The organism is Streptomyces sp. NPDC050610 (assembly GCF_040654875.1).
Classification (GTDB): domain Bacteria; phylum Actinomycetota; class Actinomycetes; order Streptomycetales; family Streptomycetaceae; genus Streptomyces.
Map to the genome: position 1 here is coordinate 213,040 of NZ_JBFAIV010000001.1, position 25,874 is coordinate 238,913.

Consider the following 25,874-nt stretch of genomic DNA (forward strand, 5'->3'; position numbering starts at 1 on the left):
GTTAGGGTTGAGGACATGGAGACGCGAGAGAAGGGGCCGGTCGGCCGGCCGAGAGGGTTCGACGCCGACGAGGCTCTTGAGCGCGCCATGCGGGTCTTCTGGGAACAGGGCTACGAAGGCGCCAGCCTCACCGACCTGACCAGCGCCATGGGCATCACCCGCACCAGCATGTACGCGGCCTTCGGCAACAAGGAGGACCTGTTCCGCAAGGCCCTGGAGCGTTACGCCGAAGGCCCCGCCGCGTACGGGGTCCGGGCCCTGGAGGAGCCGACCGCCCGCCAGGTGGCCACCGCGCTCCTGCACGGCTCCGTCCAGGCCACCACCCGCCCCGGCTGCCCCACCGGCTGCCTGGGCGTACAGGCCTCCCTCGCCGCCGGCAGCCCCGGCCTCAACGCCCGCGACGCGCTCATCGCCTGGCGCAACGAGCACACCGCCCGCCTGCGCGACCGCTTCCAACGGGCCGTCGACGAAGGCGACCTGCCCCCCGACACCGATCCCGAACAGCTCGCCCGCTACCTCATGACCGTCGCCAACGGCATCGCCGTACAAGCGGCGAGCGGCGCCACCCGCGACGAACTCCAGCAGGTCGCCGACCTGGCCCTGCGGAGCTGGCCGGGCGCCTGACGTCTGACGTCTGACACCTGACGGCAGCCGCCGGGGAGCCCGCGCGCGTCAGCTCGTACGGTCGCGGGCTCGTACGGACGGGCGGGCTCCCAGACCACCCCGCGGGGACCGTCAGCGGCGGATCGTCGCGACGAGGCGGCGCAGGGCGGCCTGGGCGGGCGGGCCCCAGGAGGCTTTGCCGCCGGGGCGGCCGTGGACGCCGGCGTCTCCGACCATGATGCCGCCGAGGGCCTGACGCACCGCCCATCCGCGGGCGCGGCGCCGGGTCGCGGCGTCCGCGGCCGGCCGGTAGCCGCTGTGGAAGCGCTCCACGCAGCCGTCCGGCAGCAGCACCCAGGCGGATGCGAGGTCGCCGGCCGGGTCGCCCGCGCAGAGGTCGCCGAAGTCGATCACGGCGGAGATGGCGCCGTCCGCCGTGAGCACGTTGGCCGGGTGCAGGTCGCCGTGGAGCCACACCGGCGGGCCCGTCCACGCGGGCGCGGCGACGGCGTCCTCCCACACCGTGCGTACGGCATCCGGGTCGGGGATCAGCCCCGCCCCGGCGATCGAGTCGAGCCCCTCGGCGAACCCCTCGGAGAGGTCGGCCAGAGCGCCCCCGCGGTCGCGGCCGGTGGGCGCCCCGTCGGGGGCGGGCTGGTGGAGGGCGGTCAGGAAGCCGGCCAGGCGGTCGGCCGAGTCCTCGCCGCGCGTGGCGGGGGCGTGGTCGGCGGGCGCGCCCGGCACCCAGGTGGTGACGATCCAGGGCCGCGGGAACCGTTCGGAGGGCTCGCCGAGCCGCTGCGGGACGGGGACCGGCAGCGGGAGGCGCGGGGCGAGGGCAGGCAGCCAGGCGTGCTCCTTGCGCAGCAGTTCGTCGGCGCTCTCCGTCGCCCAGGGCAGCCGTACGGCGAGGTCGTCGCCGAGCCGCCACAGCTGGTTGTCCCAGCCGCGCGCGCCGAGGCGCACAGGGTGACCGGCCAGGTCGGGGTGCTGGTCGCGCAGCAGTTCCCGGACCAGTTCCGCGCTGATCTCGATCTCGGTGTGGGTCATGCGGAGCAACCGTAGCTCCAGCGAATATCCGAAGCCTCAACGGGCCGGGTGCGCAGCCTGGTTGGGGCTTTATAGGGACACGTTGGCCGCCGCCCCGCTCGTCCCGGCACTGCCGCCGCCGCACCCGGACCCCATGGACAACACCCGTCATTCCCGCCTATCCACCCCTCCCAATAGCTTGTCCCACAGTGACCGGCTATTCCGCGCCGTACTCGACTTGGCGGTATTTGGGGCTTTCTGCAACCCGCCCGGCATCGGAAGGGTGGGCGTCGTCGGCGGCAGCCGCCGCCGGTCGCACCCGAGAGAGGAACGACGACATGCCCCCAGTCCCTCTGAAGCGCGGTGTCTACAAGATCTACGCCCACATCTTCGGGCTCCCCGCCCTCGCGACGGTCCGCGCCTTCCAGACCTCGCAGGGCTTCCCCTTCGTCACCGACCGCCCCGAGGACCCGCCGTTCCAGCAGGAGTTGGCGATCGAGCCCTTCGAGAACGTCCCCGGCTCGCCGTACCTGATCTACATCGCCGCCCAGCCGCAACTGGGCGTCGTGGAGAACGAGCAGCACCTGTGGTCCAAGGAGGAGCCGCGGGAGCAGTGGACGCGCTGGCACTTCGAGCCCTTCGTCGGCGGTCTCCGCATCGTCGCCGAGAAGAGCGGCTCCGTCTGGCGCGCCGAGTACCACGGCAAGCAGATCGACGTCACGCCGCCCAAGGGAGAGCCCCAGGAGGGGTGGACCCCCGAGTTCGTACGCCCGATTGACGTGTAGCGACGCGGGCCGGCGCCGAGAGACGTAGCGACAGGAGCAGCAGCAGGAGCGGTCGGGGTGATCACGCCCCGACCGCTTCCCTCCCCCGCGCCGCCGTCTCGTCCACCGGCGTGATGAACACGAACCGCAGGTCCGTCCGCTGTATCGGCAGCAGCACATGGCTCGCCACCCGGATCTCCCGGCCGTCGTGGTAGGGCAGGCGCAGCCGGAAGACGTGCCCGTCCCGGTGCTCCACCACCTCGCTGCCCTCCGCCCAGATGCGGCGGCAGTCCGCGTCGGCGTCCAGGACCTCGCGGACCAGGGCGCGCAGCTCGGCGTTGTCCGGGTTGCTGTTGGCGGCCACGCGGAGCATGGCCAGGTACGCGCGGGCGCAGCTGTGCTCCCAGTCCAGCATCTGCTCCCGCGCCTCGGCGGAGAGCAGGGCCCAGCGGATGAGGTTGGCGCCGGGGCGTACGGACCAGGGGAACCACTCGGCCATGAGGCCGTTGACCGCGACCACGTTCCAGGCGATGTCCGAGAGGTACGCGGGGTAGCTGACCTGCTGGTCGAGGAGCGCCTTGACGCCTTCGGGCAACTCGCGCGGATCCCGCGGCGTCTCCTCCGGCGGGCGGCGGCCGCAGACGGCGAGGAAGAGGGTGAGGGTCTCCGCCTCGCTCAGGTCGAGCGCGCGGGCGACCCGGAGCAGGAAGCCCTCCGAGAAGTCCTGCCGCCGGCCGGCCTCCAGCGCGCGGTACCAGCCCTCGCTGACGCCGGTCAGCCGGGCGACGTGGGCCTGGGAGAGGCGGCGGCCGGGCCGGGGCTCGGTGCCGCGCAGCTCGCGGATCTGCCGGGCGTCCGTACGGGCGCGCCAAGCGCGGAGGAGGCGGCTGATGGATTCGCCGTCCGCTGCCCCGGTCAAAAGTCGTCCTCCAGATCCGACACTGCAAGTGTCGGTCAATCCTAGGTAAATTCCCCAGCACGGGCGATTCCACGCTCCTCCCCATGTGGAACCCCCAGGCCGCTCACGCCTGACAGGGGCCCGGACGCTGCGCTCTCTCTTCGCTGGAGGGGGGTGAGGAGAGGGTGTCCGGGCTCTGACTCCGCAGGTCGCAGGCCACGGACCGCGGAAACACGGCCCGTAGGCGGCGGGCTGCGGATCGTGGATCGAGAACTACAGACTTCGGGGTTCGGACAGTCGCGGGGGTCTGTCCGAGGACCGGACACCCGCAGGGGCCGGCCGCGCACGATGCGCGGCCGGCCCCTGCGGTACGTACCGGGAGAATCCTCGGGTGCCAGTGGCCGGGGAAGGGCACTAGCCCCAGGTGATCAGGCGCTTGGGGTGTTCCAGGACCGCCGCCGTGTCGGCGAGGACCTTGGAGCCCAGCTCGCCGTCGACCAGCCGGTGGTCGAAGGAGAGCGCCAGGGTGGTGACCTGGCGGGGCTTGACCTTGCCCTTGTGCACCCAGGGCTGGAGCTTGACCGTGCCGAAAGCCAGGATCGCGGACTCGCCCGGGTTGAGGATGGGCGTGCCGGTGTCGACGCCGAAGACGCCGACGTTGGTGATCGTGACCGTGCCGCCGGCCATCTCCGCCGGGCTGGTCTTCCCCTCGCGCGCGGTGGAGACCAGGTCGCCGAGCGCGGCGGAGAGTTCCGGGAGGGTCTTGGCCCCCGCGTCCTTGATGTTCGGGACGATCAGGCCGCGCGGCGTGGCGGCGGCGATGCCCAGGTTCACGTACTCCTTGCGCACGATCTCCTGGTTGGCCTCGTCCCAGGCCGCGTTGACCTCCGGGTGCCGCCGGATCGCGACGAGGAACGCCTTGGCGACGAGCAGCAGGGGGTTCACGCGGAGCCCGGCCATGTCCGGGTCCGACTTGAGCTCCTGTACGAGCTTCATCGTGCGGGTCACGTCGACGGTGACGAACTCCGTGACGTGCGGCGCGGTGAAGGCGCTCGCGACCATCGCCTGTGCGGTGGCCTTCCGTACGCCCTTGATGGGGGTGCGGATCTCGCGCGCGGCGGTCTCCGCGGGCCGCGGGGCGGCCTCCGGAGCGGTCTCGGGCTCCGCCGGGGCCACCGGGGTGGCGGCGGCGTGGACGTCCTCGCGGGTGACGGTGCCGTCCGGGCCGGTCGCGGTGACCGAGGCCAGGTCGATGCCGAGGTCCTTGGCGAGCTTGCGGACCGGCGGCTTGGCCAGCGCCCGCCCGCCCGGCGGGGCGGTGGCGGGAACCGCAGGAGCAGGAGCAGGAGCAGGAGCGGCGGGGGCCGCCCCGTGCCCGTTCAGCTCCGGCGCGCCCGCCCCCGTCTGGGGCTTGCGGGCGCGGCGCTTGGTGGAGGACGGCGCCGCGCCGTAGCCGACGAGCACGGCCTTGCGGCCCTCGCCCTCTTCCGGGGAGGGCTCCTCCTCGGCGGGCTGTTCCTTCGGCGGGTAGTACGTCTGCTGGTCCGGCACCACTGCCGCCGGCTCCGCCGGGCCCGCTCCCGGCCGGGTGTCCACCACGATGATGGCGGTGCCCACGTCCACCGTCACGCCTTCGTCGAAGCGCAGGTCGTGCACCGCTCCGTCGAAGGGGATGGGCAGTTCGACGGCGGCCTTGGCGGTCTCCACCTCGCAGACCACCTGCCCGTCGGAGACGGTGTCCCCTACGGCCACGTACCACTTGAGGATCTCGGCCTCGGTGAGCCCTTCGCCCACGTCCGGCATCTTGAACTCTCGAAAACGCTGGTCGTTCGCCGTGTTCGCGTTCGCTGTGCTCGCAGTCATCTTCTCGACTCCCCTCAAGCCCTTCAGTACGCCAAGGCGCGGTCGACGGCGTCCAGTACCCGGTCCAGTCCCGGAAGGTACTCGTCCTCCAGCCGCGACGGCGGGTACGGGGCGTGGTAACCGCCGACGCGCAGGACCGGCGCCTCCAGGTGGTAGAAGCACCGCTCGGTGATCCGCGCGGCGATCTCGGAGCCGGTGCCCAGGAAGACGGGCGCCTCGTGGACCACGACCAGGCGGCGGGTCTTCTCGACCGATGCCTGGATGGCGTCGAAGTCGACGGGCGACATGGACCGCAGGTCGAGGACCTCGATCGACTTGCCCTCCTCCTCGGCGGCGGCCGCCGCCTCCAGGCAGGTCTTGACCATCGGGCCGTAGGCGGCGAGCGTCAGGTCGGTGCCGGTACGGGCCGTACGGGCGGCGTGCAGCGCGGCCGGCACGGCGGAGCGGTCCAGCTCCGACTTGTCGTGGTAGCGGCGCTTGGGCTCGAAGAAGATGACCGGGTCATCGCTCTGTATGGCCTGCTGGAGCATCCAATAGGCGTCGGAGGCGTTCGACGGCGATACGCACTTGAGGCCCGCGACGTGCGCGAAGAGCGTCTCGGGGGACTCGCTGTGGTGCTCGACGGCGCCGATCGCGCCGCCGTAGGGGATGCGGATGACGACCGGCAGCTTGATCTTGCCGAGCGCGCGGGCGTGCATCTTGGCGAGCTGGGTGACGATCTGGTCGTACGCGGGGAAGACGAACCCGTCGAACTGGATCTCCACGACGGGGCGGTAGCCGCGCAGCGCGAGGCCGATGGCGGTGCCGACGATGCCGGACTCGGCGAGCGGGGTGTCGATGACCCGGTCCTCGCCGAAGTCCTTGTACAGGCCGTCGGTGACGCGGAAGACGCCGCCGAGCTTGCCGACGTCCTCTCCCATGATCAGAACCTTGGGGTCGTTCTCCAGCGCGGTGCGCAGGGAGGCGTTGATCGCCTTGGAGATCGAGAGCTTCTCGGCGGCCATGTCAGTTGCCCTCCTCGGCGAACGACGCCTGATAGGCGGCGAACTGGGCGCGCTCCTCGTCGACGAGCGCGTGCCCGTCGGCGTAGATGTGCTCGAAGATCGCCATGTTGTCGGGGTTGGGCATGTTCCGTACGGCGTCGCGCACCCGCTTGGCGAGGGCGTCGCTCTCGGCCTCCAGCGCCGCGAAGAACTCGTCGTCGGCGGCGCCGGACTTCTCCAGATACGTCTTCATCCGAAGGATCGGGTCCTTCGCCTCCCACAGCTCGCGCTCCTCGTCCCGCCGGTACTTGGTCGGGTCGTCGGAGGTGGTGTGGGCGCCCATGCGGTACGTGAACGCCTCGACCAGCATCGGGCCCTGCCCCGTACGGGCGCGCTCCAGGGCCGCCTTGGTGACGGCGAGGCAGGCGAGGACGTCGTTGCCGTCGACGCGGACGCCGGGGAAGCCGTAGCCCTGCGCGCGCTGGTAGAGCGGCACCCGGGTCTGCTTCTCGGTCGGCTCGGAGATCGCCCACTGGTTGTTCTGGCAGAAGAACACGACGGGGGCGTTGTAGACGGCGGCGAAGGTGAAGGATTCGGCCACGTCGCCCTGGCTGGACGCGCCGTCGCCGAAGTAGGCGATGACGGCGGAGTCGGCGCCGTCCTTGGCCACGCCCATCGCGTAGCCGGTGGCGTGCAGGGCCTGCGAACCGATGACGATGGTGTAGAGGTGGAAGTTGTTCTCGTTCGGGTCCCAGCCTCCGTGGTTCACGCCGCGGAACATGCCGAGCAGGTTGGTCGGGTCCACTCCGCGGCACCAGGCGACGCCGTGCTCCCGGTAGGTCGGGAAGACGTAGTCGTCCGGGTTGGTGGCCCGCCCGGAGCCGATCTGGGCGGCCTCCTGGCCGAGCAGCGAGGCCCACAGGCCCAGTTCGCCCTGGCGCTGGAGCGTGGTGGCCTCCGCGTCGAAGCGCCGGGTGAGCACCATGTCGCGGTAGAGGCCGCGCAGCTCTTCGGGGGTGAGGTCGATGGAGTAGTCCGGGTGCTCGACCCGTTCGCCTTCCGGCGTCAGCAGCTGTACCAGCTCGACCCCGTCGGCCTGCGCCTTTGCGGGCTTCTTCGCGCTGGTGCGCTTGCTGCTGCGGCGCGGTTTGCGCGCCGTGCTTTCCGCGGTCACGTGTGCTCCTCCGTCTGTCCGGCCCCCGGGGTCGCCGGTGGCCAGAGGGGGTCCCTCCCACCGTGAGGTGGGGGAGGCTCGCTCGGTGTCCGACGGCACACAGGGTGGGTGTGCCGAGGCCGGAACCGGGCGTGACAGGCGCCCCGGCGAATGGCCTGCAACAGGCACGTTACCCAGTGCGTCACAACTCTACGAAACCCCATCTGACCTGCGATTTTGCTTGGATTTCCAAGTAAATCGGGAAAGCGGGGAAACGCCACTGGTCACAGCCTTGCAGGCTGCCGGAACGTCGGCACGTTATCCCGAGTAACAAGAGCAGGGGAAGACTTCGTGTGTGAGACTGATTCCGTGCGCGAACATGGAAAAATCACTGTATTTCTACTCGATGACCACGAAGTCGTCCGGCGCGGAGTCCACGAGATGCTCTCCGTCGAGGAGGACATCGAGGTGGTCGGCGAAGCCGGCACGGCGGCGGACGCGCTGGTGCGCATTCCGGCCACCCGCCCCGATGTCGCGGTGCTCGACGTACGGCTGCCGGACGGCAGCGGCGTCGAGGTGTGCCGCGAGATCCGTTCGCAGGACGAGGGCATCAAATGCCTGATGCTGACCTCCTTCGCCGACGACGAGGCCCTTTTCGACGCGATCATGGCAGGCGCCTCCGGCTATGTCCTCAAGGCGATCCGCGGCAATGAGCTGCTGTCCGCCGTACGGGACGTGGCCGCCGGGAAATCCCTGCTCGACCCCGTCGCCACGGCGCGCGTCCTGGAGCGGCTGCGCGACGGCAACACCCCCAAGGGAGACGACCGCCTCGCGGGCCTGACCGAGCAGGAACGCAAGATCCTCGACCTGATCGGCGAGGGCATGACCAACCGCGCCATCGGCGAACGGCTGCACCTCGCCGAGAAGACCATCAAGAACTACGTCTCCAGCCTGCTCTCGAAGCTCGGCATGGAGCGGCGCTCGCAGGCCGCCGCGTACGTCGCCCGGCTCCAGGCCGAGAAACGCTGAACATATTGCAGCTACCGATATCGCAGATACCGACCGCCGGTGGCGGCGCCCCGCGGCACCCGTCCCAAACCGCCCCAGTACGCCGCAATCGGGACCAACGTCCCTGACCAAAAGGGCGGGTGTCCCTACTTGGCCCGTACCAAGGCGGGCAGAGTAGTCCCTATGCCCACCCACGAATATCGAGCGATCGACCTCCTCGGCCGCACCCCCTACGGCCGGGTCTCGGTGAGCATGCGCGCCCTGCCGTTCGTCACCGTCGCCCGCCACATCGTCGTGGGCGGGCACGTCATGCTGCGGCTGCACCGCGGATTCGGCTACGCGCAGGCCTGCGACGGCAGCGTCGTCGCGTACGGCGCGGACAACATCAGCGACGGCGACGCCCAGGTCTGGACCGTGCAATTCGTGGGCACCGCCCGCGTCTTCACCCCCGGCACGCACGAGCTGGAGCTCTTCGGAGCGGCCCCGCGCACCGCCGACGGCGTCCCCTTCGACCCCACATATCTGTCCGTCGAACCGCAGTTCATCACCGTTCACCACCTCGGAGACGTCCCAGCGCGACGACCCGCGCACTCTGCGTGATCTAACATCTGGCACGTGCCACGCTCACTTGCAGCCCCCGCCGGGGCCCTTCCCCATGCCCCCGCCCACCCGGGCCGCAGCACCCCCGCCCAGGGCCTCAGCGCCCCCTCCCAGGGCCGTGGCGAGGCCGTCCAGGAGCGGGACGCCCCCACCCGGGGAAGAAGCGATTCGGCTACGGGCCGCGGCGCGCCCGACGGACCCGAGGGGCCCGACGGGCCCGACAGCGGCACCCTCCGCGACCTGCTGCGCCGCTACGACCGCACCGGCACCGCCCTGACCTGCGAACCCCTCACGCAGGGCCTGCTGAACCGCGGCTACCGCCTGGCCACCACCCGCGGCCGGTTCTTCCTCAAGCACCACCTCGGGGCCGACGCCGCAGACGGCACCGTCGACCGGGCCGCCATCGCACGCCAGCACCACGCGATCCTGCGGCTCCGCGCCCTCGGCCTGCCGGTCGCCCCGCCCGTCGCCGACGGCGACGGCCGCACCGTCGCCGTCGTCCGCGGCCGCTGCTACGCCCTGCACCCCTGGGTCGAGGGCCGGCACCGCGACGGCGCCGAACTGTCGGAGCCGCAGTCCCGGCGCCTCGGCAAGCTGCTGGGCCGGGTGCACACCTGCCTCGAAGAGGTCATGCCCGGCCCGCAGACGGGCGTCGAGAGCCCTCCGCACGCCCCCTCGGCCCACCCGGAGGCCGCCGCCAGGGCCGAGGACACCTTCGCCCTCATCGAAGAACTGCTGGTGCTCGTACGCCGCCACCCGCGCGACGTCTTCGACGAACTGGCCGAACACCGCCTCGTCGAGCGCCGCGCCCTCCTGGAGCGCCACGCCCACCGGCGCCCCGCGCCGTCCGCCACGCCCGCCCGCGGCTGGGTGCACGGCGACTTCCACCCCCTCAACCTCCTCTACCGGGGCGGCGAACCGGCCGCGATCGTCGACTGGGACCGGCTCGGCGTCCAGCCCCGCGCGGAGGAGGCGGTACGCGCCGCGGCGATCTTCTTCGTGCGGCCCGGGGGCACCCTGGACCTCGCGAAGGTACGCGCGTACGCGCGCGCGTACCGGGCCACGGCGGGAGCGGACAGCGCCGAACTCGCCGCCGCGGCGCACCGGGTGTGGTGGGAGCGGCTCAACGACTTCTGGATGCTGCGCTGGCGCTACCAGCTCGACGACCGCCGCGCCGACCCCGGCTTCCCCGCCTCGTCGGCCCTGTCGGTGTGGTGGACGCGCGAATACGCGGCCGTACGCGGGGCGTTCTGCGACTGAGCGGGCGGCGGGCGGCGAGCGCGCGTAGAACAGGAGGGGGCGCGTACGAAAAAGCCGGGGGCGGCGCCATGCGGCGCCGCCCCCGGCTCTCATCCGGTCCCCTCGCGTCAGTCGTCGTCGCTTCCGGAGCCGTCCCCGCCGCCCGACTTGCCCGGGTCGGGGTCGCCGTCCGGCGGCGGGGACTGGTGGCCGCCGGTCGGGTTCCCCGTCGGCTTGCCGCCGTCGTCGCCGCCGCCGGATTTGGTCGGCGCCGTCGTGGGGTCGCCCGTCGCGTGCGTCGGGTTGGTGTTCGGCGGCGGCGTGGTCTTGTGGTGCGTCGGCCCCTTCGTGGAGTGGTACGTCGGGTAGCCGCCCTCGCTCCGGCCGTCCGATTCGCCGGTGGGGTCGGTGTCCCCGTACGTCTGCGACGCCTCGTCCGACGGCGTCGCGGAGGGCGTCTCGCTCGGCGACTCCGTGACGGTCGGGCTCGGGGTCTGCTTCGGCTTCTTGTCGGTGCCCGAGTTGAGGTTCAGCGCCATGACCACGCCGACCGTGATGGCGATCACCGCGAGGGCCGCCAGCAGCCAGATCTTGCCCTGGCCGCCACTGTTGCGCGGCGGCCCGGAGCGCCCGTCGAAGCCGCCGTCGTCACCGCCGCCCATGCCCGGCGGCAGGATGCGCTGCTGCGAGGTGTCGCCGCCGTGCGGCGGGTGCGGCATGGCGGTGGTGCCCGCGATGCCCATGGCGGGCGTACCGGACGCCATGTGGGCGACGGGGCCGGTGTCCCAGGTGCCGGTGTGGCCGCCCGCGTCGTTCAGCATCTGGAGCCCGTACTGGACCAGCCCGCGCATCTCCTCCGCGCTCTGGAACCGGTCGTCCGGGTCCTTGGCGAGCGAGCGCATGACGAGCCCGTCGAGCTCCGGCGGCACGTCGGCGTAGACCTGCGACGGCGGCACCGGGTTGTCCTGCACGTGCTGGTAGACCACCGACAGCGGCGTCTCGCCGGTGAAGGGCGGGCGCAGCGCGAGGAGTTCGTAGAGCAGGCAGCCGGTGGCGTAGAGGTCGGAGCGGGCGTCGACGGTCTTGCCGAGCGCCTGCTCCGGGGAGAGGTACTGCGGGGTGCCCATGACCATGCCGGTCTGGGTCATGGTGGAGGCGGCGCCGTGCAGGGCGCGGGCGATGCCGAAGTCCATCACCTTGACCGCGCCGCTGTTCGTGATGATCACGTTGGCGGGCTTGATGTCGCGGTGCACGATGCCGTGCTGGTGGCTGTAGGCCAGGGCTTCGAGCACGCCGGAGACGATGATCAGCGCCTGCTCCGGCGGCGGGGCCTCCGCGTTGAGCAGCAGCTCGCGGATGGTGCGGCCCTCGACCAGCTCCATGACGATGTACGGCACGACGCTGGGGCCGCCGGCGCCGTAGCCGCCCTGCGTGGTGACCGTGTCCTCGCCGGAGTCGTAGACGGCGACGACGGCGTGGTGGTTCAGTCCCGCCACGGACTGGGCCTCGCGGGTGAAGCGGGCCTTGGAGACCGGGTCCTCGGCGAGGTCGGCGCGGAGCAGCTTCACGGCGACCGTACGGCCGAGGCGCACGTCCTCCGCGGCGAAGACCTCCGCCATGCCGCCGCGGCCCAGGCGGCCGGTCAGGCGGTACCGGCCGTCGCCTACGAGCCCGCCGTTGCCCCACAACTCCGGCGAATCAGGCATGCCCGCCCCGGTGGCGTCCGGGTCGGACGGCTCCTGGGCGTTATGCGTCTGTGCCATCAGTCCTCGCCGTCAGTATCTGCCCGCTCGCGTGGGGGGCGGTACGGTCTTTCGTTAAGGCACGCTACAGGCTTCGCGCCGCCCGCCGATCCTTGATGGGCGGGTCATCCAACCTGTCGCGACCCGGGCGAGGCAAATCTCGTGACGGCTTCTCGCACATCCGGTCACGGAACGGGCACGTGGCTTGACGTGTCGGTGGCCTGGGGCAGACTTGGCCGCGGTACAGAGGATCAGTACATCAGGCCGTGCGCCGAGGGGGAAGTCGACAATGAGCCAGGACGGCGCACGGGGCCGCTATACGGGCCGCGCGATCGCGGGCGGCCGTTACGTACTGCGGGACCTGCTCGGCGAGGGCGGCATGGCCTCCGTGCACCTGGCGCACGACACGGTGCTGGACCGGGACGTCGCGATCAAGACCCTCCACACCGAGCTGGGGCGCGAGGCGTCCTTCCGCGAACGGTTCCGCCGCGAGGCGCAGTCGGTGGCCAAGCTCACGCACACCAACATCGTCTCGGTCTTCGACACCGGCGAGGACGAGTTGGACGGTTCGACGATGCCGTACATCGTCATGGAGTACGTCGAGGGCCGGCCGCTACGCTCCGTGCTCGACGCGGACGTGCGGCAGTTCGGCGCGATGCCCGCCGAAAAGGCGCTCAAGATCACAGCGGATGTGCTGGCCGCGCTGGAGGTCAGCCATGAAATGAGCCTCGTGCACCGGGACATCAAGCCCGGCAACGTGATGGTGAACAAGCGCGGCGTCGTCAAGGTCATGGACTTCGGCATCGCGCGCGCCATGCAGTCCGGCGTCACCTCGATGACCCAGACCGGCATGGTCGTCGGCACCCCTCAGTACCTCTCCCCCGAGCAGGCGCTGGGGCGCGGCGTCGACGCCCGTTCCGACCTGTACTCGGTCGGCATCATGCTCTTCGAGCTGCTGACCGGGCGGCTGCCCTTCGACGCGGACTCGCCGCTGGCCATCGCGTACGCGCACGTGCAGGAGGAGCCGCCGGCGCCCTCCGCCATCAACCGGTCGGTCCCCCCGGCCGTGGACGCGCTGGTCGCCCGCGCCCTGAAGAAGAACCCGAACGAGCGCTTCCCGAGCGCCGAGGCGATGCGCGACGAGTGCGCCCGGGTGTCCGGGGCGGCGCAGGCCGGCAACGCCCCGCTGATCATCTCGGGCGGCCCGCCGGCGCGCAGCGGCGCGGGCGTGGGCTCGGCGGTCTTCCCTCCGGTCGGCGGGCCGACACCGCCCCCGCAGGGGGTGCAGATGCCGTACCAGCCCACTCCGCCCGCGCCCCACCACCCGCAGCAGCAGTACGGAAGCGGGTACGGCCCCGCCGCGCAGCCGCCCGCGCAGCCGCAGCAGCAGCACGGGTACGGCTACCCCGGACCGCCCACCCCGCCCCCGTACACGATCAACCCGCAGCCCTCCGCGCCGATCCCGGCGAGCGGCGGCGGTCGGCGGGGCGGCGGCCGGGGGCTCGTCGTCGCCGTGGCCGTGGTCGCGGCGCTGGCCGTCGGCGGCGTGTTCGTCGCGATGGCGCTGAACAAGAACGATGACAGCGGAGGCGGGGGCGGCCAGGCCGGCCAGGGCGGCAATCAGGCCGAGCGCGGTGACGGCAGCGGCGGCGGCCGCCAGGGGCGCGACGGCAGCGGTCCCGGTACGGACAATTCCGGAGCCCCCGCGAACGGGCAGGCGAGCACGGGCGGGAACGGCCCCGGCGGATCCTCCGACGCGGGCCCCGACGGGGACGACACGGCGGCGGTCAAGCAGGGCGACCAGACCAAGACCATCAGCAAAGAGAAGTGCACGGGCGCGTACGACTACTTCAACGACAAAAAGAAGAAGACCGCGCCCGACTTCAAGTTCGTCTACATCAACTCGGCGAAGGACTGCCTCACCGCCGCGGGGTGGCGCTACCGCGTCGAGTACACGGACGAGAACACCTGGGGCAAGGGCACGGTGATGAGCCAGACCCCCGCCAACGGCGACCCGTTCGACCCGCACTCGCCCAGCGACCGGTTCGTGCTCACCGTCTCCACGGGCAAGCGCGCCGGCGGCAACTAGCCCGCGGCGATCAGGGGCGGCTCGCGGCCCTCCGCCGGTAGCGGGGACGGCACGGCTGGGAGCAGTCGCGCCTGCCCGCGGCGTCCGGCGGGCCGGGCGTCACAGGCAGGCGCGGTGGTCGTGAGCAGTAGCCGCCGGTCATCGAAAGCCGGCCGGAAACAGCTGGTCGAAGACGGCTGGTCAGAGGTACGGGCCGGAGCGGGCGCCGCCGCTGTGCGGGATGCCGCCCTCCTCTTCCTCACCGAGGCTCACGCCGGGCGGCAGCGCGCGGCGCATCTGCTCCAACTGGGCGCGCGCCGCCATCTGCTGGGCGAACAGCGCGGTCTGGATGCCGTGGAAAAGGCCCTCCAGCCAGCCGACCAGCTGGGCCTGGGCGATGCGCAGCTCCGCCTCGGTGGGGATCGTGTCCTCGGTGAACGGCAGCGAGAGCCGCTCCAGCTCCTCCACGAGCTCGGGCGCGAGCCCGTCCTCCAGCTCCTTGACCGAGCTGGCGTGAATGTCCTTGAGCCGGGCCCGGCTCGCCTCGTCCAGAGGCGCCGCCCGCACCTCCTCCAACAGCTGCTTGATCATGCTGCCGATGCGCATGACCTTCGCGGGTTGTTCCACCATTTCCGTCACCGGGACCTCGCGCGACTCGTCGTCACCCTCCCCGCCGCCGGGGTTGGCGCTGCCGAGAGCCATCCCGTCCGGGCCTACCACCAGGACCTGCGGGCTCTCCTGCGACCGTTCACTCCTCGGCATATCCATGCCGCCATTCTCTCGCACCCGAACCTCCCCACATTGGTGCCCCCGAATGCGCCTGATCCACCACCGTGCGCCCCTCTATGTCGATTTTCGTCTCTGCCGCCCCAGGCCGCCCGGCGTGACGGCCGTCCGAGCCCGGCTGAGCCCGTCCGAGCCCGGCCGAGCCCGGCCTTCGCCGCCGTCGTCGCCGCCGTCGTCGCCGTCGCCGCCGTCCTCAGGTCGCCCGTCGCGGCGCGAGGAGGCGCGAGCGCGTGCAGAGGGCCGCGAGCAGCCCCGCCAGCACCGGCACGCCCACCGCGAGGGCGGCCAGCGTCGGCCAGGGCAGCTCGATGGGGGTGTAGGTGGAGGCCATCGGGTTCCTGCGCAGGTGGGCGAGGGCGTGCTGGCCGTCGGAGAGCCGCAGCGCGACGGCCGGGAGCACCCCGGTGACCGTGCCGAGGAGTACGCCCATGCCGGCGACCACCGCGCACTGGAGGCCCGTATACAGCCGCCGTACCCGGGGCGGCGCCCCGACCGCGCCGAGCGTGGTCAGGTCGGCCTCGGCGTCGGCCTTGGCGAGCCCGGTGGCGATGGCGGCGGCGCCGATGGTGACGATGCCCGCGAAGACGGCGAGGACGAGCAGGGCCGCGTTGTCCGTGGCGGGGTAGCCGCGCTCGACGTAGAGGTCGGTGGCGGCGTCGCCGTGGGCCAGCTCGGTCTCGGCGCGCTGCTGCTCGGCCCTGGTCGGGGTGCGGCTCATGGGGTAGAAGGAGCCCGCGGGGGCGGTGTGCAGGCCCAGCCGGTGCGCGAGGGAGGGGGGCAGCACGAGCCGGATGCTGGGGGTGCCCGCGTAGGCGGCGGGGGCCGTGTACGCGGCCAGGGAGACGTGCGTCGGCTTCTGGTCCTGGCGTGGCCCGGTAGGGCCGCTGTGCAGCCCGGTGATCTTCAGCGTGAGGCGGCCGTGCCGCGCGTACGCGGGGTTGAGCAGCACCGGCTTGCCCTCGGCCAGCGCCCGCTCGGCCGCCGGGTCCCGCAGCCCGACGTAGTTGCGCAGCAGGCTCGCGTCCCCCACGACCATGCGGTCGTCGATGCCGCCGATCATCGAGTACGCGCCGTCGGAGTCCACGCAGCGCGGGGTGCGCATCAGCTGGCGGTGCTCGGCGGCGCTGAGCCCGGCGGCGATCCGCGCGCCGGCCGGGCCGCGCAGCGGGCACTCGTTGCCCTTGGGCCGGACGAGTTCGATGGAGCCGCACTCCACCGCTTCCCGCGAGTAGCAGTCGCCGCCCGCCCACACCCGCTCGACGTCGGCGCGCCCGCCGGAGACCGGAAGCAGACGTTCCACGGTCCGTCGCAGCGCGGGCAGCGCCTTCTCGGGGTGGCCGCCCTGATCGGCGTACGCGTCCACCATCAGCGCGACCGTGCGGGGCTTGAGGCTCGGCACATAGCCGAATCGTTCCTCCGCCTGCTGGCTCACCGAGTACGTGGCCACCGCGACCGTACCCGCCACCGCGGCCAGCACGGCGCTCACGGCGGGCGCGGTGCGGCCCCGGTTGCGGGCCGCGTCGCGCAGCGCCAGCCGCGGCGTCAGCGGCAGCCCGCGGCCGATCCGTCCACAGGCCCCGACCATCGCCGGTACGAGCGCCAGCACCCCCAGCTCGGCGATCACCGAGCCCACCGCCACGAAGAGCGAGTCCAGCCCGGTCAGCGCGGCGACCACCGCCAGCCCCACGCCCAGCAGCAGCGCCGCGAGCCCCAGCACCGGGAGCGTACGAGAGGACCGGCGCACCCCGCGCCGCTCCGTCAACGAGGTCAGCACGGACTGCCGGGCCGCGACGACCGCGGGGGCCAGCGCCGCGAGCACGCCCGCGAGCAGCCCGGTCGCGCCGATGGCGAGGAGTTCCAGCGGTCGGATGTCGATCGCCCCGAAGCGCCGCCCCGCCCACTGCTCGACCAGCGGACGGCACAGCGCGGTCAGCCCGATCCCGCCGGCCACCCCGAGCACGGCCCCCGCCCCGCCCAGCACCACGCCGCCCGCCAGCACCACCGCCCGTACCTGCCCGCGGTCCCCGCCGCACACCCCGACGAGCCCGAGCTGGCGGCGGGAACGGCGCGCGCCGACCGCGAAGGCCGGCCCCGCCAGCAGCACGATCTCCAGCAGCGCCAGGGCGCCGACCGCGGCCAGGTACGCGTTGCGCCAGCTGACGAGGTCCGTCTCCCCGTACGAACCGTCGTAACCGGAGCCCGAACCGAGGTTCATGATCCGCACCGCCGGGACCTCGGCCTCCGGCGGCGGCTTCAGGGCCACCTGGCGGGAGTAGACGACCGCGCCGCGCCGGTTGGCGGCGAGCACGTCGCTCCACGCCACGCCGTGCCCCTTGGTCGTGACGTAGTACTCCTTGTCCGAGGGGTGCGGCGGCGCGGCGACCGCGTCGCGCTTCGCCTGCGCCCGCCACGGGGCGATCACGGCGCCCGGGTCGGCGAAGAGCACCTCGCCCCGCAACTGGCCCGGCAGCTCCAGCTCACCGGTGATCCGGAACACCCGGTTCAGCCCCTTGACCTTGGTGCGCGAGCCCACATGCAGCCCCGAGGACTCAAGGTAGGCACGGGTCGCGGCCATCTCGTCGGAGCCGGAGGGGAAGACGCCCCGGTTGAGACGCACCTTGCCGCGCATCATCGGATCGGCGGCCCGCAGCTCACGGATGGTGGACCGCTTGAGGCCGTGGGCGCTGTGCACCAGGCCGTCCACGTCCTGCGAGGTGACGACGCGGGCGCCGGGGGGAAGGGCGGCGGGGATGTCGACGGGGCGGTGGTCGATGGGGGCGATGGAGCTTTCGCCGTTCGAGTTTTCGTCTTCGTCTGCGTCCTCGACGCCGTCGCCGTCACGGAAGACGTCACCGTCGGCGTCGGTGTCGCCGCCGCTGTCGCTGTCGTCGTGGTGCTGGTAGTCCGCGGGCCTGCCGTGCCGCTGCGCGTTCGGCGTCTGGATCAGGGGAACCGGCCCGAAACCGCCGTCGGTGAACCGCGCGTCGGCGGCGCCCAGCGAACGGTCCACCGTCTCCGCACGCGTCGGGGAGCCGCTGCGGTAGATGACATCGGCCGCGGCGACAGCGAGGACGGGCAGCGCGATCATCGCCACGACAAGGGCGCTACGGGCCTTGGCCCGCAGCGCGTCCCGGCGGGCGATGCGCAGGGCGGCACGCCAGGCGGGGAGGTTCGGGAGGCGCGGGAGGCGCGGGAGGCGCGGGACGGGGAGCCGGATCACCGGGCGGTCCTGCGGGGGGAGGGGTGGTCGGTGGGGGTGGGGTGGGGGGCGTCACGGATGGGGTCGGCCCGACCTTTCTCATCGGCCCCGTCGGTCCCGTCGGACCCCTCTGACTGGGCGGTCCCGTCGGTTCGTACCGCGTGGTCGGCGCCGTTGCCACGGGCCGTGAGCGTCTGGTCGACCATCGTGCCGTCGCGCAGATACACGACCCGGTCCGCCCAGGCCGCGTACCGCGGCTCGTGCGTCACCATCACCCCCGCCGCGCCCGCGTCGCAGCGGGCCCGCAGCAGCGCGAGCACGGCCTCCCCGGTCTGGGAGTCCAGAGCCCCCGTCGGCTCGTCGGCCAGGACCAGCCGGCGGTCGCCCACCAGGGCGCGCGCGATGGCCACCCGCTGCTGCTGACCACCGGACATCTCGTCCGGGAAGCGGTCGGCGACCTCGGTGAGGTTCAGTTCCGCGAGGGACTCCATGGCCTCCCGCCGCGCCTTGCGCAGCGGCAGCCCGTTGAGCTCCCTGGGGAGGGAGATGTTCTCGGCGGCGGTCAGCGCCGGGATGAGGTTGTAGTCCTGGAAGACATAGCCGATGGAACGGCGCCGGGTGGCGGCCAGCGCACCGCGGCTCAGCCGCGCCAGGTCGCGCCCCTCGACGAACACCTGCCCGCCGGTCGGCACGTCCAGCCCGCCGGCGAGGGTCAGCAGCGTCGACTTGCCGGAGCCGGACGGGCCCATGACGGCGACGAGTTCGCCGGGCATGACACTGAGGTCCACACCGCGCAGGGCGTGGACCTCGGTCATACCGGTGCCGTGGGTTCGGGTGAGCTCCTTGAGCTCCAGAACGGCGTCGCGGGAGGAGCGCTCGTACCGCGTGGCCCGCGAGGACCGCGAGGCCGACGAAGGCTTCGGGGGCTTCGGGGGCCGCTCGGCCCGCGAGGGCTGCGGTCGCGCCGCCTGCTCCTGCTCCTGCCCCCGCGCTCTCTTCCGTCCCCCTCCGCTCCGTTCCCTCCCCTTCGGCGTCGCCTTCGATATCACCCTCGATATCGCGTTCGGCTGTGGTGGCTGAGCGGACATGGTGCGGTGTTCCCCTTGGGTGGGTCGGACCCGCCGCGTCGGCCACCTGGTCAGAGCGGCCGCGGCGGATCGGTATACCGCGTATGTATACCCGCTTTGCGCTGTTCGAGGTAGATCGGATCCACCACTTGATCCGCCGCCCGATCCGTCTCCTGATCCGCCGCCCTCGGCCGCTCTCGGCCGGGCGCGACCGCTGCCGCCCGGCGGTCGCGCGGCGGTCGCCCGGCGGTCACGCGGTCAGTGGCGCCTGAGCCGCAGCCCGATGAAGGCCAGTCCGAGCCCGGTGAGCGCCATGCCCGTACCGAGCGGCAGTACGCGCATCACGCGGCTGGTCGGCGCGGGCGCGGCCACCGTGTCCTGCGGGGCGTCGGCGACGGGCTCGGGCGCGTACGGCGGACCTACGGGCGGCGACGAAACGGGCGACGGCGGCCGCACCAGCGCGTACTGCTCCCGCGGCGACCCGAGCGGCTGCCGGGCCGCACCGACCTGATCGTCCCTGGTGGGCTGGGTCGTGGGAACGGCCGACGGATCGTCGGGGGTGGGGGAAGGGGCGGCCGATGACGGGGATGCGGTCGGGGAACCGGAGGGGGTGGGGGAGCCGGTACGGGTGGGTGTGGGAGACGCGGAGGTCGGCGAGGCCGTGGGGGGTGCGGTGGCCGAGGAGGTGGGGGTGCCGGGAGAGTTTGGGGCGCTTGGAGTGCTGGGAGTTTCGCGGGGGTCCGGCGAGGAGGACCGCCCCGGATGCGTACGGCCCTCTCCTGCCCGCCCTCCCGCGAACCGCCCGTCGCCGGAGACGAGCCCGGCGACGGGCGGTTCAACAGCGGGACCGGGCCCGGATGCGCGTCCAGGCCCGGGTCCGTAAGGGCGTATCGCCGCGTCCGGAGACGCGCCCGCGCCTGGCCGTACTGTCACCCCGAACCGGTCCGCCGGGCCCTTACGCGCCGGAGCGCTCGTACTCACCGGTGCGTCCGTACGTACCGCGCCCGGGGCCGACGAGCGTTCGGCGGCGGGCGTGGCGGGCACGGTCGAAGCGGCGTACGCGGCGGGGCCGAGCAACAGGGCAGGGCCGAGGATCAGTGCGGGGCAGAGTCCGCCGACGGTCAACAGGCCGACCGCGGGGAGCGAACGAAGTGCTGGAGCCACGGCTGTGAGCCTCCCGTACCGAGCCGTCATGTCCGGTCCAAGAGTCACATGTCACAACAGAACCGGCATCTCGGACGCACCGCCTGCTCCCCGCTACCCGGCCGGCCTCACCTCGGTTCTTCAGCTGCCTTCAGCTGCTTCAGCTGCTTCAGCTGCTTCAACGCGAGTTGGAGCCGGCCGACTCGGGCTCAGGTCGTGAGCAGCAGTTTGCCCACGTGCGAACTGCCCTCCAGCACCTCGTGCGCCTGGGCCGCCTCGCGCATCGGAAGCGTGCGGTCCACGACCGGCTTCACGCGGCCGCCGGCGATCAGCGGCCACACGTGTTCGCGGACCGCCGCGACGATCTCCGCCTTCTCCTCGTGCGGCCGACCGCGCAGGGACGTCGCCGTGACCGAGGCCCGCTTGGCGAGGAGCGCGCCGAGGTTCAGCTCGCCCTTGCGCCCGCCCTGGAGGCCGATGATCACGAGCCGGCCGTTGACGGCGAGGGCCTGCACGTTCCGGTCGAGGTACTTCGCGCCCATGATGTCGAGGATGACGTCCGCGCCCGCGCCGCCGGTCGCCTTCGCCAGTTCCTCGACGAAGTCCTGCTCCCGGTAGTCGATGAGGATGTCCGCGCCCAGTTCGCGGCAGCACTCCAGCTTCGCCGCCCCGCCCGCCGTGACGGCGACGCGCGCGCCGACCGCCTTCGCCAGCTGGATGGCCATGGTGCCGATGCCGCTGGAGCCGCCGTGCACGAGAAGCGTCTCGCCGGGCCGCAGATGGGCGGTGAGGAAGACGTTCGACCACACGGTGGACGCGACCTCCGGCAGCCCGGCGGCCGTGACGGTGTCGACGCCGTCGGGTACGGGCAGCAGCTGCCCGGCCGGTACGCACACCTTCTCGGCGTAGCCGCCGCCCGCCAGCAGCGCGCACACCTCGTCGCCGACCGCCCAGCCGTGCACGCCGGGCCCCAGCGCGGCGATCCGGCCCGAGCACTCCAGGCCCGGGTAGGGGGAGGCGCCGGGCGGCGGGTCGTAGAAGCCCTGCCGCTGCATCACATCGGCGCGGTTGACCGCGCTGGCCACGACCTCGACCAGCACTTCGCCCTCACCGGGCACGGGGTCCGGAACCTCGGCCCAGACCAGGGCCTCGGGTCCACCGGGTTCAGGAATGGTGATCGCATACATGCTCGCGAGGCTACTCCGGGGCGGCGGGGACGTCCTGGGCCCCGCTCCACGCGCTCTCGACGCCCGCTGCCCGGCCTTCGTCGGGCCCTTGCGGGGGACCTTTCTCGCGGGGCTCCTCGCCGGGCCGCCTCGCCGTCCGCGCGCAGCGGCCTGCCGGAGGGGGCGCGGGTCCGGGGCCGGAGCCTGCCGGAGGGCCGCCGCGACCGAGGCCGGGTCCGGGGGCCGGGGCAGGGACCTACCGGAGGGTCGCCGGTCGCGCCCGTACGATCGTGATCAGGCGGTCCGTCGCCTTGAGCGGGCTCGCCTCCGGGTCGTCGTAGCCGAGCAGGCGGTGGCCGCGCAGTACGGACACGACGAGGTCGTCCGTGTCCCGTACGGACTTGCCGACCTCGGCCTTCACCACCGGCCGTTCCATTATGTCGAGGCCGCTGCCCTGCTGGATCAGGTCCTCCATGACCGTGCCCGCGCTCGGGCTCAGCACGGACAGCCCCAGCAGCCGGCCGGCCGCGCTCGCGCTCGTGATCACGGAGTCCGCGCCGGACTGGCGCAGCAGCGGCGCGTTCTCCTCTTCGCGCACGGCCGCGACGATGTTCGCGGCGCGGTTGAGTTGGCGCGCGGTGAGCGTGACGAGTACGGCCGTATCGTCGCGCTGCGTCGCGATGATGATCTGCCGCGCCTTCTCTACCTCGGCGCGCAGCAGCACGTCGCTGCGCGTCGCGTCGCCGACGACGCCCGCGTAACCGTGCCCGATCGCCGACTCGATCGCCTTCGGGCTCGGGTCGACCACCACGACCCGCTCCTTGGCCAGCCCGGTCGCGCATATGGTCTGCACGGCCGACCGGCCCTTGGTGCCGAAGCCGACGACGACGGTGTGATCGCGCAAGGCGGACCTCCAACGGGTAAGACGCCACTGCTCACGGGTGCGCTCGGTGAGGACCTCAAGGGTGGTGCCGACCAGAATGATCAGGAACAGGACGCGGAGCGGCGTCACGAGGAGCACGTTGGACAGCCGGGCGCTGTCGCTGTACGGGACGATGTCGCCGTATCCGGTGGTGGACAGGGTGACGGTGGAGTAGTAGACGGCGTCGAGGAAGTCGACGCTGCCGTCGGCGTTGTCGTGGTAACCGCCGCGGTCCGCGTAGACGATGAAAACCGTCGCGACCATCACGAGCAGCGCCATGAGCAGCCGGCGTATGACCTGCCGCAGCGGCCCCACGCTCTGCCGGGGGAGCTGGACGCGGTACCCGCTGTTCTGAGGGTCCGCGTGCGCGGCCGGCGGTTCGCCGGGATCCTGCCGAGCGGCCGCGTCGTGGGCGGGCAACTTCACGAGAGGGCTCCGGAGTCGGGGCCGAACGGCAGCGAGGAGTCCAGTCGGCGCGGGGTGTCCAGCCTGTCACGGCCGCCGGAACGCCCGGTCGGCCGCCCCATCAGCTGCTCAGCGGGCCATGCGGGCGGGTGCGGGGACGGCGGCTGTGGGGACGGGTGTGCGCTCGACCGTTCAGCCGGCCGCTTGGCCGACTGTTCCTGCGGGCGTTCCTGCGGGCGTTCTTGCGGGCGTTCTTGCGGGCGTTCTTGCTGGGGTTCCCGCGGCCGTTCCCACAGCCCTTCCTGCGGCCGTTTCTGCGGTTCGGGTTCGTACGCCCAGCGCAGGTCGTCCGTAGCCGTGGAGTCCTGTCGGAACTGTTCGCCCGGCCGGCCGGGTCCGCTCGTACCGCCCGGCAGACCCTGCCCGTCGGGCCCGTCGAGAACGCCCTGCCAGCCCAGCGCGCCCAGCCCACTCGCCCCACTCACACCACTCGGCCCACTCACACCACCCGACCCACTCGTGCCGCCCGAACCGCCGAAGTCGGCAAGGTTGACAGCGGCATCGGCATCGGCATCGGCATGGGCGACGGCCATGGCCACGTCGCTCCCCGCCCCCCACGGCAGATCCAGCGTCTCGACCACGGCCCCTCGCCCCACCCCGCCCGGCGGGATGATCGCCAGCGCGTCGGCGGCGGCGATGCCGCGGAGCATGGCGGGGCCGTGGAACCGCAACGGCCGCACCTCGTCCTGCGCGTAGGCGACGGGGACGAGGCGCGTGTCCTCGGGGTGGCCGTGGACGGCTTCGGTGAGCGGTGCACGGTACGGGACGGGCGCCGCGCGGCCCGCGAGCGTACGGAGCAGGGGGCCGGCGAGGGTCAGCAGGCCGGAGACGGCGGCGAGCGGGTTGCCGGGGAGGCCGATGAGGTGACGGTGCGGTACGAGGTGGGCGAGGAGCATGGGGTGGCCGGGACGTACCGCGACGCCGTCGACGAGGGATTCGGCGAAGACGCGGCGCAGCGTCGGATGCACGTGGTCGACCGGCCCGGAGGCGGTGCCGCCGGTGGTGACGATCACGTCGGCGCCGGAGGCCACGACGGCCTCGTACAGCGCTTCGGAGTCGTCCTTGAGGCGGCGGGTGGCGACGACCTCCGCGCCGAGGGACCGCAGCCAGGGGGTGAGCATCGGGCCGAGGGCGTCGCGGATGCGGCCGTCGCGGGGGAGCCCCTCGTCCAGCAGCTCGTCGCCCAGCACGAGCACCTCGACGCGGGGCCGCGGCACGACGCGCAGCGCGTCGTAACCGGCCGCCGCCGCCATCCCCAGCACGGCCGGCGTCACGAACGTACGCGCCGGCAGGAGCTGGTCGCCGCTGCGGCACTCCTGGCCGCGCGGGCGGATGTCCTGACCGGTGGTCACGGTTCGGGCCGCGTGGAGCCAGGCCGCCTCGTCCGCCGCGCCCGACGCACCCGCCGGGCCCGGCTCCGAGACGGTGCCGTGTTCGCTGCGCAGGACGGCGGTCGCGCCGGGCGGTACGCGGGCGCCGGTGGCGATACGGACCGCCCGGCCGTCGGGGAGCGGTTCGGTACGGGCGTGACCGGCGAGGATGCCGGGGCCGTCGGCGGCGATGCGCCAGGGGCCGGGGCCGGCGACGGTCCAGCCGTCCATGGCGGAGGTGTCGAAGGGAGGCAGATCGGTGAGGGCGGCGAGGGGTTCGGCCAGTACGTGGCCGAGCGCGTCGGGGAGGTCCTTCACCACCGGTTCCAGTACGCGCACCGCCCGCGCCGCACGGGTACGGGCGTCGGCCCAGGCGAGGTTGGCGTGCGGGGCGGGGGCATGCGGTTCGCCCGAACGCGAATGGTCGGCGGCGGCGGCCCGGTCGTCGTCCGTACGCGCACGTGCACATGTACGTGTACGCGTACGGGCGTCGGAGCCGTCCGCCGCGTCGGCCTCCTCCACCCCACTGGCCTCACAGGCGCCGCCATCGGTGGCAGCGCCGTCACCGGCCTCACTTCGACCGTGGCGGTCGTTGCGATCGCCGGACAGCAACGCCAGTGCCTCATCCGCGGCGCGGTCCAGTGCGGCGTCCGCCTCCCGGTCGCTCATTCCGGCTCTTCGGCCCAGCGCGTCGCGAGCGCGGACGCCTTGCGCGTCGCCTCGGCGAGCGCTTCGGCGCCACCGCCCTGCTGAGCGGCGGCGTAACCGACGAGGAAGGTGGTCAGCGGCGCGGCGGGCCGGGCCACGCCGTGTGCGGCGTCCCGCGCGAGATCGAGGAGGGCGGCCGTGTCGACATCGAGTTCGATACCCAGTTCGGCCTTGACTGCGGCAATCCATTCATCCAACACATTCCCATCGTCCCTGATCCGCGCGCGTGCCGCGGTGATGTCCTCCCAGGTGTCGCAGTCGAGAGAGGCGGTTGGGTGCGGCAGCCGGGTGAGCGAGAGCCCGGCGGTCAGCAGCCGCAGCGGCAGGCCGGTGAGCGAACCGTGCTCGGCGGCGAGCCGCGCGAGCCCCTTGCGCAAAGGCTCGGTGCGGTAGGCGGCGACGAGCGGCTGATCGCGCCCACCGGGATCAGCGAGCAGCGCGCCATCGAACAACCCACCGGGCTCATCGATCCCATCTGGCCCATCCGACCTACCAGACTCATTGGGCTCATTGGGCTCATCGGGCCCGCCGGGCTGGTCGAACCCGCCGGACCTGCCGGACCCATGGGCCCCATAGGACCCGTCGGACCCACCGAGCCCGTCGGCCCCACCGGACCTGTCAGACCCACCGAGCCCACCGGCACCACCAGACCTGTCGAACCCACCGAGCCCGACGAACCCATCAAGCCCGCCGTCTCCGTCGAGGGCCGCGAGCAGCCGGTGCACCGTCTCCCCGTCCAGGAAGGGCAGGTCGGCGGAGAGCACGACCACGGTCTCGGCCCGTACGCACCGCATTCCGGCCCCGAGCGCCGCGACGGGCCCGCCACCGGCCGGCTCCTCCCGCGTCCAGGCCACCGCGGTACCGGTCGGCCGCTCGGGACCCACGACGACGACGCTCCCGGCGTCCGCGCAGGCACCGAGCACCCGGTCCAGCAGCGTCCGCCCGCCCACGCGCACCGAGGGCTTGTCGACCCCGCCCAGCCTCCGCGCCGCGCCACCGGCCAGCACCACGGCGTCATAACCACTCATACCCCGAGTATCACCACCCCCGGGCCTCCCCCGCCCCCTTGCCCTCCTTCACCCCCGAAATCCCTGATCG

21 protein-coding genes are annotated in these 25,874 nt (G+C 72.9%); 8 read left to right on the top strand and 13 right to left on the bottom strand.

All coding sequences use genetic code 11. From position 1 onward, the window contains the following. Positions 1 to 15 precede the first annotated feature (15 nt). Entirely contained in the window at positions 16 to 624 is a 609-nt protein-coding gene (locus AB0I22_RS00990; RefSeq protein ID WP_363128462.1) for a TetR/AcrR family transcriptional regulator, read from the top strand. 111 nt (positions 625 to 735) lie between these two features. On the opposite strand, the gene AB0I22_RS00995 is transcribed toward AB0I22_RS00990, so the two are convergent. Next, positions 736 to 1,653 (bottom strand): aminoglycoside phosphotransferase family protein, encoded by a 918-nt coding sequence (locus AB0I22_RS00995; RefSeq protein WP_363128463.1) that lies wholly within the window; start codon positions 1,651 to 1,653, stop codon positions 736 to 738. 317 nt (positions 1,654 to 1,970) lie between these two features. On the opposite strand from AB0I22_RS00995, the gene AB0I22_RS01000 reads away from it, so the two are divergent. Then, positions 1,971 to 2,417, top strand: coding sequence for a hypothetical protein (locus AB0I22_RS01000; protein ID WP_363128464.1), 447 nt, complete (start codon positions 1,971 to 1,973; stop codon positions 2,415 to 2,417). Between the two features lie 61 nt (positions 2,418 to 2,478). Here AB0I22_RS01000 and AB0I22_RS01005 read toward each other — a convergent pair whose 3' ends face one another. From AB0I22_RS01005 to pdhA, 4 genes are all read right to left on the bottom strand, one after another. Further along, positions 2,479 to 3,315 (bottom strand): helix-turn-helix transcriptional regulator, encoded by an 837-nt coding sequence (locus tag AB0I22_RS01005; protein WP_363128465.1) that lies wholly within the window; start codon positions 3,313 to 3,315, stop codon positions 2,479 to 2,481. A 393-nt stretch (positions 3,316 to 3,708) separates the two neighbouring features. Continuing rightward, on the bottom strand, positions 3,709 to 5,157 hold the full coding sequence (locus AB0I22_RS01010) for a dihydrolipoamide acetyltransferase family protein (RefSeq protein WP_363128466.1): 1,449 nt from the start codon (positions 5,155 to 5,157) through the stop codon (positions 3,709 to 3,711). Positions 5,158 to 5,180: 23 nt separating this feature from the next. Then, complete coding sequence (locus AB0I22_RS01015; protein ID WP_363128467.1) at positions 5,181 to 6,161, bottom strand: alpha-ketoacid dehydrogenase subunit beta; 981 nt, start codon at positions 6,159 to 6,161, stop codon at positions 5,181 to 5,183. Position 6,162: 1 nt separating this feature from the next. After that, a complete protein-coding gene (pdhA, locus tag AB0I22_RS01020; protein ID WP_363128468.1) occupies positions 6,163 to 7,314 on the bottom strand; it encodes a pyruvate dehydrogenase (acetyl-transferring) E1 component subunit alpha in 1,152 nt (383 codons plus the stop codon). A gap of 348 nt (positions 7,315 to 7,662) precedes the next feature. Between pdhA and AB0I22_RS01025 the strand changes: the two genes are divergently transcribed. From AB0I22_RS01025 to AB0I22_RS01035, 3 genes are all read left to right on the top strand, one after another. After that, positions 7,663 to 8,322 (top strand): response regulator transcription factor, encoded by a 660-nt coding sequence (locus AB0I22_RS01025; RefSeq protein ID WP_363128469.1) that lies wholly within the window; start codon positions 7,663 to 7,665, stop codon positions 8,320 to 8,322. A 162-nt stretch (positions 8,323 to 8,484) separates the two neighbouring features. Continuing rightward, positions 8,485 to 8,901, top strand: coding sequence for a pyridoxamine 5'-phosphate oxidase family protein (locus AB0I22_RS01030; RefSeq protein ID WP_363128470.1), 417 nt, complete (start codon positions 8,485 to 8,487; stop codon positions 8,899 to 8,901). A 240-nt stretch (positions 8,902 to 9,141) separates the two neighbouring features. Then, positions 9,142 to 10,161: a phosphotransferase gene (locus AB0I22_RS01035; protein ID WP_363128697.1), complete on the top strand. Its 1,020-nt coding sequence runs from the start codon at positions 9,142 to 9,144 to the stop codon at positions 10,159 to 10,161. 107 nt (positions 10,162 to 10,268) lie between these two features. Here the strand turns inward: AB0I22_RS01035 and AB0I22_RS01040 are convergent, their stop codons facing one another. Further along, positions 10,269 to 11,903: a protein kinase gene (locus AB0I22_RS01040; RefSeq protein ID WP_363128471.1), complete on the bottom strand. Its 1,635-nt coding sequence runs from the start codon at positions 11,901 to 11,903 to the stop codon at positions 10,269 to 10,271. A gap of 268 nt (positions 11,904 to 12,171) precedes the next feature. Between AB0I22_RS01040 and AB0I22_RS01045 the strand changes: the two genes are divergently transcribed. After that, complete coding sequence (locus tag AB0I22_RS01045) at positions 12,172 to 13,971, top strand: protein kinase (RefSeq protein ID WP_363128472.1); 1,800 nt, start codon at positions 12,172 to 12,174, stop codon at positions 13,969 to 13,971. A 180-nt stretch (positions 13,972 to 14,151) separates the two neighbouring features. Here the strand turns inward: AB0I22_RS01045 and AB0I22_RS01050 are convergent, their stop codons facing one another. From AB0I22_RS01050 to AB0I22_RS01060, 3 genes are all read right to left on the bottom strand, one after another. Further along, positions 14,152 to 14,718, bottom strand: a complete 567-nt coding sequence (locus tag AB0I22_RS01050) for a bacterial proteasome activator family protein (RefSeq protein ID WP_363128473.1) — start codon at positions 14,716 to 14,718, stop codon at positions 14,152 to 14,154. A 211-nt stretch (positions 14,719 to 14,929) separates the two neighbouring features. Next, the gene (locus tag AB0I22_RS01055) at positions 14,930 to 17,956 is read right to left on the bottom strand and encodes an FtsX-like permease family protein (protein WP_363128474.1); all 3,027 of its coding nucleotides are present in this window, start codon (positions 17,954 to 17,956) and stop codon (positions 14,930 to 14,932) included. After that, entirely contained in the window at positions 17,953 to 18,750 is a 798-nt protein-coding gene (locus AB0I22_RS01060; protein WP_363128475.1) for an ABC transporter ATP-binding protein, read from the bottom strand. Before AB0I22_RS01060 ends, AB0I22_RS01055 begins: the two co-directional genes overlap by 4 nt. 28 nt (positions 18,751 to 18,778) lie before the next feature. Here AB0I22_RS01060 and AB0I22_RS01065 point away from each other — a divergent pair, with 28 nt between their 5' ends. After that, on the top strand, positions 18,779 to 19,015 hold the full coding sequence (locus tag AB0I22_RS01065; RefSeq protein WP_363128476.1) for a hypothetical protein: 237 nt from the start codon (positions 18,779 to 18,781) through the stop codon (positions 19,013 to 19,015). Between the two features lie 300 nt (positions 19,016 to 19,315). Beyond that, a complete protein-coding gene (locus AB0I22_RS01070; RefSeq protein WP_363128477.1) occupies positions 19,316 to 19,513 on the top strand; it encodes a hypothetical protein in 198 nt (65 codons plus the stop codon). Between the two features lie 841 nt (positions 19,514 to 20,354). Here AB0I22_RS01070 and AB0I22_RS01075 read toward each other — a convergent pair. The 4 genes from AB0I22_RS01075 to AB0I22_RS01090 all read right to left on the bottom strand — a co-directional run bounded on the left by AB0I22_RS01075 (position 20,355) and on the right by AB0I22_RS01090 (position 25,804). Further along, the gene (locus tag AB0I22_RS01075; protein ID WP_363128478.1) at positions 20,355 to 21,332 is read right to left on the bottom strand and encodes an NAD(P)H-quinone oxidoreductase; all 978 of its coding nucleotides are present in this window, start codon (positions 21,330 to 21,332) and stop codon (positions 20,355 to 20,357) included. Between the two features lie 235 nt (positions 21,333 to 21,567). Continuing rightward, positions 21,568 to 22,659: a potassium channel family protein gene (locus AB0I22_RS01080; protein WP_363128479.1), complete on the bottom strand. Its 1,092-nt coding sequence runs from the start codon at positions 22,657 to 22,659 to the stop codon at positions 21,568 to 21,570. Continuing rightward, entirely contained in the window at positions 22,656 to 24,737 is a 2,082-nt protein-coding gene (locus tag AB0I22_RS01085) for a molybdopterin molybdotransferase MoeA (RefSeq protein ID WP_363128480.1), read from the bottom strand. Before AB0I22_RS01085 ends, AB0I22_RS01080 begins: the two co-directional genes overlap by 4 nt. Beyond that, positions 24,734 to 25,804, bottom strand: coding sequence for a DUF6457 domain-containing protein (locus AB0I22_RS01090; RefSeq protein WP_363128481.1), 1,071 nt, complete (start codon positions 25,802 to 25,804; stop codon positions 24,734 to 24,736). Before AB0I22_RS01090 ends, AB0I22_RS01085 begins: the two co-directional genes overlap by 4 nt. Positions 25,805 to 25,874 lie beyond the last annotated feature (70 nt).